The 6,389-nt window shown below is 44.0% G+C and carries 6 protein-coding genes; 4 read left to right on the top strand and 2 right to left on the bottom strand.

Annotated elements, in window-relative coordinates:
• Positions 1 to 89: 89 nt before the first annotated feature.
• Positions 90 to 554 (bottom strand): acyl-CoA thioesterase, encoded by a 465-nt coding sequence (locus A142_RS03340; protein ID WP_019820793.1) that lies wholly within the window; start codon positions 552 to 554, stop codon positions 90 to 92.
• Between the two features lie 180 nt (positions 555 to 734).
• Positions 735 to 2,558 (bottom strand): ABC transporter ATP-binding protein/permease, encoded by a 1,824-nt coding sequence (locus A142_RS03345; protein ID WP_019820794.1) that lies wholly within the window; start codon positions 2,556 to 2,558, stop codon positions 735 to 737.
• A gap of 562 nt (positions 2,559 to 3,120) precedes the next feature.
• Here A142_RS03345 and artP point away from each other — a divergent pair.
• The 4 genes from artP (at position 3,121) to artM (ending at position 6,056) form a co-directional block, all read left to right on the top strand.
• Positions 3,121 to 3,849, top strand: a complete 729-nt coding sequence (artP, locus tag A142_RS03350) for an arginine ABC transporter ATP-binding protein ArtP (protein WP_032545343.1) — start codon at positions 3,121 to 3,123, stop codon at positions 3,847 to 3,849.
• Between the two features lie 120 nt (positions 3,850 to 3,969).
• On the top strand, positions 3,970 to 4,701 hold the full coding sequence (locus tag A142_RS03355; protein WP_019820795.1) for an arginine ABC transporter substrate-binding protein: 732 nt from the start codon (positions 3,970 to 3,972) through the stop codon (positions 4,699 to 4,701).
• 3 nt (positions 4,702 to 4,704) lie between these two features.
• Positions 4,705 to 5,391 carry an arginine ABC transporter permease ArtQ gene (artQ, locus tag A142_RS03360; RefSeq protein WP_019820796.1) on the top strand — a complete coding sequence of 229 codons (687 nt, stop codon included), beginning with the start codon at positions 4,705 to 4,707 and terminating at the stop codon, positions 5,389 to 5,391.
• Positions 5,388 to 6,056 carry an arginine ABC transporter permease ArtM gene (gene artM, locus A142_RS03365; protein WP_019820797.1) on the top strand — a complete coding sequence of 223 codons (669 nt, stop codon included), beginning with the start codon at positions 5,388 to 5,390 and terminating at the stop codon, positions 6,054 to 6,056. The genes artQ and artM overlap by 4 nt, the downstream gene beginning before the upstream one ends.
• The last annotated feature ends 333 nt before the right edge of the window (positions 6,057 to 6,389 follow it).

The raw sequence follows: 6,389 nt of genomic DNA on the forward strand, positions 1-6,389 counted from the left end.
CAGTAATGCTTATCCGAACGGCATTAACTCAATCGAGTGGCCTTTTTAATGTCTGAAACTTTCTGAGTCTTTCTCAATCAGCGAATACGTTATTCCGTCAAGGCTTCTTGTTTGAAACATGGACTCTTCAACGTGTTCATCTTTTCGATTTCATTGGTTAAGCGCAGCGAGAGCAGGGCTTTTTGGTTCGAAGCAAAATCAAACATCACGATAGTCGCAGTGCCAACGGTGGTCAGTTTTTGTTGAGCCTTACTGACAATCGCGTATTCCATTGTGAACCGATCATCTTGAATATCGGTCACACGTGAGCCAACCATCAAGGTATCTGGATACGTGACTGGGCGGAAATACTTACAGTAAGTGTCACCAAGAACAGGGCCAACTTTGGTAATCGCCATCTCTTCCATCAACTCAACGTGCTTGAAAAAATCTAAGCGAGCGGTTTCGAAATAGCGAAAATATACGGCGTTGTTAACGTGATTGAGTGCGTCCATTTCTCCCCAAGCGACAGGGATTTCTGTTACTACCGGGTAGTCAGATAATAGTGCTTCCATGCGAACTCTCTTATTCTTATCTGTGTAATTAACGTTATTTACTTATCCTTCATCGGAATAAGTTGTTATTGAAATAAAAACCCTACCGCTAAATTAACAAAACTGCAACACGTGTGATTTAAGTTTTTGAAGCTTGAAACCACACAATGTCAGTGACTTAGTTGCACATCCACTCAATGATTACGCACTAAGGTGTTTGAATTGCAGCTCAACCAAGCGTTGGTACAATTCGCAGCTATTGATGAGAGACTGGTGGTCGCCGATGTCTACTAGCTGTCCTTTATCGAGCACTGCAATCTGGTCGGCGTGTTTAATTGTTGATAATCGATGGGCGATAATAATCGTCGTTCTGCCACGCATTAACTCTTCTAACGCTTGTTGTACGTGGTGCTCACTTTCGCTGTCTAGTGCGCTGGTTGCTTCATCCAACAATAGAATATTTGGATCTTTCAAGATGGCACGTGCAATCGCAATACGTTGTCTCTGTCCGCCAGAAAGCCTTACACCGCGTTCACCAAGAAAGCTATTGTAGCCATCTGGTAGGTTCTGAATAAACTCGTGCGCGTGTGCCTTCTTGGCCGCTTCGATAACTTGCTCGTCTGTTGCCTGCGGGTTGCCGTAGCGAATGTTATGGAACACATCGTTACTGAACAGAGCAGGTTGCTGTGGCACCAATGCCATCTGCTTTCTTAGCTCGTTAGGGTCAAACTGATTCAGTTCAACGCCGCCTAACGTCACTTTACCCACTTGTGGGTCGTAGAAACGTTGTAGCAGTTCGAATAGGGTGGTTTTACCTGCGCCAGACGGGCCAACCAATGCCAATACTTTGCCTTCATGGGCTGTGAGCGTGAGGTTACTTGTTGCGGGCTGGTCTGGTCTTGATGGGTAACAGAAGGTCACATCATCAAATGCGACTTCTGGCGTTACGTTAGCAAGCGAAGTTGGGTTCGCAACTGGCGCAACGATATGGCTTTCAACTTGTAGGATCTCGATTAATCTTTCGGTTGCACCTGCCGCACGTTGCAGTTCGCCCATCACTTCTGAAATCGTACCTAATGACGAGGCAACCATGATTGCGTAGAACACAAACGCCGCTAAATCACCCGCCGACATGGTGCCGTTGATGACATCACTGCCGCCAACCCAAAGCATGCCTGCGATAGCACTGAATACAATCACGATAACGCCAGAGATAAGAATCGCACGCTGTTTTACACGCTGACGGCCAATCTCATAAGCCTTTTCTACTTCTACCGCGAATGACGCTTTCTCTTGCTCTTCGCGGCTATAGCTTTGCACTGTTTTAATATGTTCAATCGCTTCACCTGCATAAGACCCGACATCAGACATCGAGTCTTGGCTTTGGCGAGATAGGGCTCTCACACGACGCCCGTACACAAGAATCGGAATCAAGATAAACGGCACCGAGGCCAATACAATCAACGTCAGCTTAATATTGGTCGCAAACAGCATGATGATTGCACCAATACACATCAACGCGCTGCGCATCGCCATAGAGAACGATGAACCAATGATGCTTTGAAGCAGAGTGGTGTCCGTTGTAATGCGCGACATGATGTCGCCACTGCCATTGGTTTCGAAGTAACTCGGATGCAGCGTCACCACATGATTGAAAACCGATAAGCGAATGTCTGCACTCACGCGTTCCCCAACAGAAGAAACCAAATAGAAACGGAAGAAAGTACCAATCGAGATCAACACAACCACGACCATGATGAATTGAATCGCGCTTCCTAAATCTGAGAGTGATTGTTGGCTAAAACCTTGGTCGATAAGAAGGCGAATACCGTGTCCGACTGAAAGGGTTAAGCTAGCCGTGAAGATCAACGCGATCAACGCAGCAATAACACGACCTTTATAAGGCTGAATGAATTTACTCAGCTCAAACAAAATACTGAGGCTTTTTTTCTCAGATTTGGGTTCTGGTGCTTGTTGAGTCGATCGCTGAGTTGAGTCGAGCGTAGAAGAGACATCGTTTTGCATATGACTGCCTTAATGTGTTGTCGCTTTAAAAATAGATGGCTTGTTGCTTATGGCTAATTACTTATGGTTAATGACTTATTGCCTGTACTGCGCGTTGTTCGCTGGGAAGTAATTGTTGTTGAGAATAGAACCCATTAAAGCATTTATTGCGCTGTGACGCTCCCCAGGAAACTCAATTTCCAATATTTCCTCAACACTAAGTGAATAATTCAAAACGACCTTAAAGGAAAACTAAGCATTCTGACCCAGTCAGTTCGACAGGAAAGAAAGGGATTTAACCCTGATTTTTATGCAAGTAAATTGGCGTTGATAGGAGAGTGCACACATAAACAAGCAACCATGCAATTATTTATAAATTAATAGTAAAACGTTTGCTATTTATCTCGATATTAAATTTATCAATGACTTGCGATTTTTGGTTGTAAGACCAGTTATAGCGACTGTTTTTTGTGCAATATTTGTTACAAAAATTCAACAAAGTAGTTTTTTATACATTTTTCTTGCATAAAACATCGGATTGAATAGAATAACCAACAAATGATAATTAATGCAGTATTGTGGCATGAGTATTCAAGTAAAGAGCATCAACAAATCATACGGTGATACCCAAGTTCTTCACGACATCAGTTTTGACTGTGAGAGTGGCGAAACCTTGGTATTGCTTGGCCCAAGCGGCGCGGGCAAGAGTTCATTACTGCGTGTATTGAACCTGCTTGAAATCGCGGACAACGGCGAATTAGACATTGCGAACGAGCAATTCGATTTTTCAAGCCAAATCCAAGAGAAGCAGGGGCTTAAACTTCGTCGTAAAGTCGGCATGGTGTTCCAGCAATACAACTTATGGCCACACATGACGGTGATGGAAAACTTGATTGAAGCACCAACCAAAGTTGCGGGTTTGGATAAGCAAGAAGCGATTAAGCAAGCTCAAGAAGTACTAAAGACACTTCAACTTGCCGACAAAGCAGACGCTTGGCCACTTCAACTGTCTGGCGGTCAACAACAGCGTGTTGCGATTGCACGTGCGCTGATGATGAAACCGGATGTGTTGTTGTTTGATGAACCAACAGCAGCGCTTGACCCTGAGATCACCAACCAAGTCGTGAGCATTATTAAAGAATTGAGCGGAACGGGCATTACCCAAGTGGTCGTGACGCACGAAGTCGATTTCGCGAAGAAGATTGCTAGCCACGTTCTGTACCTAGAGAAAGGGTACATCGTCGAACACGGCACCAGCGATTCATTCGTTAATCCGCAGACACCTGAGTTTGCCGAGTATTTGACTCATTAAGTAAGTCACGTATTTAAAGAAAGTTGACTCACTAGATTTAGCTAAACACAACATCAATTAAAACAATTAAATTATAAGAATGGCCACAGGCCGCTACTACACAGTATTCGGAGTAACAAAATGAAAAAGATTCTACTAGCTTCACTTATCGGCCTTGCTTCTTTTAACGCAGCAGCTCAAGAAGAAATCAAATTCGCAATGGAAGCAACTTACGCACCATTCGAATATATGGATGAGAACAACCAAATCCAAGGTTTTGACGTAGACCTAGCAAACGCACTTTGTGAAGAGATGAAAGCGACATGTACTTTCCACAACCAAGCATTCGATAGCTTGATCCCTGCACTTAAATTCAAACGCTACGATGCAGCTATTTCAGCAATGGACATCACTGAAGCGCGTCTTCAACAAGTTAACTTCTCTAATGCTTACTACGATAACTCTGCAGCATTCATCTCTTTTGAAGGCAAAGTAGCAGACCAAGCAGCACTAGAAGGTAAGCGTGTTGGTGTTCAAAACGGTTCTACTCACCAGAGCTACCTACTTGAGCAAATGACTGGCGTAACAGCGGTACCTTACTCAAGCTACCAAGATGCATTCATCGACATGAAAAACGGTCGTATCGATTCTGTATTCGGTGACACAGCCGTTGTAGCAGAATGGTTTAAGAAAGAAGACAATCTAACGTACGTTGGCGACCAAGTAACAAACCAAGAGTACTTCGGTAACGGCTTTGGTATCGCAGTAAACAAGAGCAATCAAGAACTTGTAGACCAGCTTAACGTTGCACTTGCAGCAGTGAAAGCGAACGGCGAATACGACAAGATCTTCAACAAGTACTTCGGTAAGTAATTTATGGAATTAACGGGTTACTCTTTAGGGCTCGTCGAAGCAAGCTGGATGACAGTTCAGCTTGCATTCGTAAGTCTATTGGTTGGATTGGTTCTAGCAGTTTTGTTTGCAAGTGGTGAGATGTCTCGTCGTATTGCAATCAAATGGCCAACGACTGCATTTGTGACGATTGTTCGTGGTTTACCAGAAATTCTGGTCGTGCTGTTTATCTACTTTGGTTCGACACAAGTTCTGTTCATGATCACTGGCGACTTCATAGAAGTGAGCCCGTTCTTATCTGGTGTTGTTGCACTGTCACTTATCTTTGCTTCTTACGCTTCACAAACCATCCGTGGTGCTTTGAAAGCAGTTAGCAAAGGGCAGAGAGAAGCAGCAAGCGCGCTTGGTATCTCTCAATCATGTTCATTCTTTCGTATCGTGTTACCTCAAGCGGTAAGACACGCGCTACCAGGGTTAACCAACCAATGGTTAGTGTTACTAAAAGATACCGCGCTAGTTTCGCTAATTGGTGTAACAGATTTGCTGAAACAAGCACAACTAACGTCCGCTGCAACGCACGAATCATTTACTTGGTACGCGACAGCAGCAGCAATCTACTTGGTCATCACTTTAATCACCCAAAGATTGGTAAAAGTGATTGATGGTACGTTCTCTATTCAAGGTTTGGGTAACAAAGGGGCAATGGCATGAATCAACAATACCTCTCTCAAATGCTTGAAGGCTTAGCCACAAGTCTTCAACTCACAGGCGCTTCATTGCTGGTTGGTTGTATCTTGTCACTGCTGATGACGGTAACGCTAATCCTAAGAATACCGGCGATTCACTGGTTAACACGTGGCGTCATCACGTTGTTCACCGGCACACCATTATTGGTTCAAATCTTCTTGGTGTACTATGGCCCGGGTCAGTTCGATTGGATTCGTGAAAGCTTCATGTGGACTTGGTTAAGCCAACCTTGGTTCTGTGCAATGTTAGCATTAGCATTGAACACCGCAGCATACAGCACGCTACTGTTCAGAGGCGCATTCAACGCAATTCCAGCAGGGCAGTGGGAAGCATGTCGCGCACTCGGCATGGACAAAATCGCTACGCTTAAAGTGTTACTGCCATACGCACTACGCCGCGCCGTTCCAGCTTACTCGAACGAAGTGATTCTAGTCTTCAAAGGCACGTCACTGGCAAGCACCATCACCATCATGGATTTAATGGGCTACGCTCAGCGTATCAACGGGCAAACCTATGACACGCTCACTGTGTTCGGTATTGCTGGTGCATTTTACCTAGCCGTGAATGGTGTGTTAACGCTAATCTTCCGTCAGGTAGAGAAGAAAGCCCTCGCATTCGAAGCCGCGTAAGCTAGCCACTCACAAGCTTAACTAACGTATAAAGCCTGCCATTTATGTTCGCATAGATGGCAGGCTTTTTTGTGTTTTGGGGCATGCGTACAGGTGCTGTTTTTATATCCAGTAGTTCGGTTTTTTTGCGAAATTCATACTATATGGAAATATTCTGCATTTTGTCATTCAATGAGCCTATCTATGTTTTAAGTCACTGAAATACTGTGATTAATTGTGGTAAAGTTCCGCCCATATGAAACTAGATATAATGATTCTGTATTTAAATGCAGAATTTTTCGGTCTAATAGCTGTTATGCTTTTTTACGAAAAAATTACGAAAAAATTACGAAA

Origin of the sequence: Vibrio splendidus 12E03, assembly GCF_000272105.2 — a bacterium.
Classification (GTDB): domain Bacteria; phylum Pseudomonadota; class Gammaproteobacteria; order Enterobacterales; family Vibrionaceae; genus Vibrio; species Vibrio splendidus_I.

Bases quoted from the DNA above. Each gene is read 5' to 3' on its own strand.
- artM (WP_019820797.1), top strand. From the start codon at position 5,388: ATGAATCAACAATACCTCTCTCAAATGCTTGAAGGCTTAGCCACAAGT.
- artQ (WP_019820796.1), top strand. From the start codon at position 4,705: ATGGAATTAACGGGTTACTCTTTAGGGCTCGTCGAAGCAAGCTGGATG.
- artP (WP_032545343.1), top strand. From the start codon at position 3,121: ATGAGTATTCAAGTAAAGAGCATCAACAAATCATACGGTGATACCCAA.
- A142_RS03345 (WP_019820794.1), bottom strand. From the start codon at position 2,558: ATGCAAAACGATGTCTCTTCTACGCTCGACTCAACTCAGCGATCGACT.
- A142_RS03340 (WP_019820793.1), bottom strand. From the start codon at position 554: ATGGAAGCACTATTATCTGACTACCCGGTAGTAACAGAAATCCCTGTC.
- A142_RS03355 (WP_019820795.1), top strand. From the start codon at position 3,970: ATGAAAAAGATTCTACTAGCTTCACTTATCGGCCTTGCTTCTTTTAAC.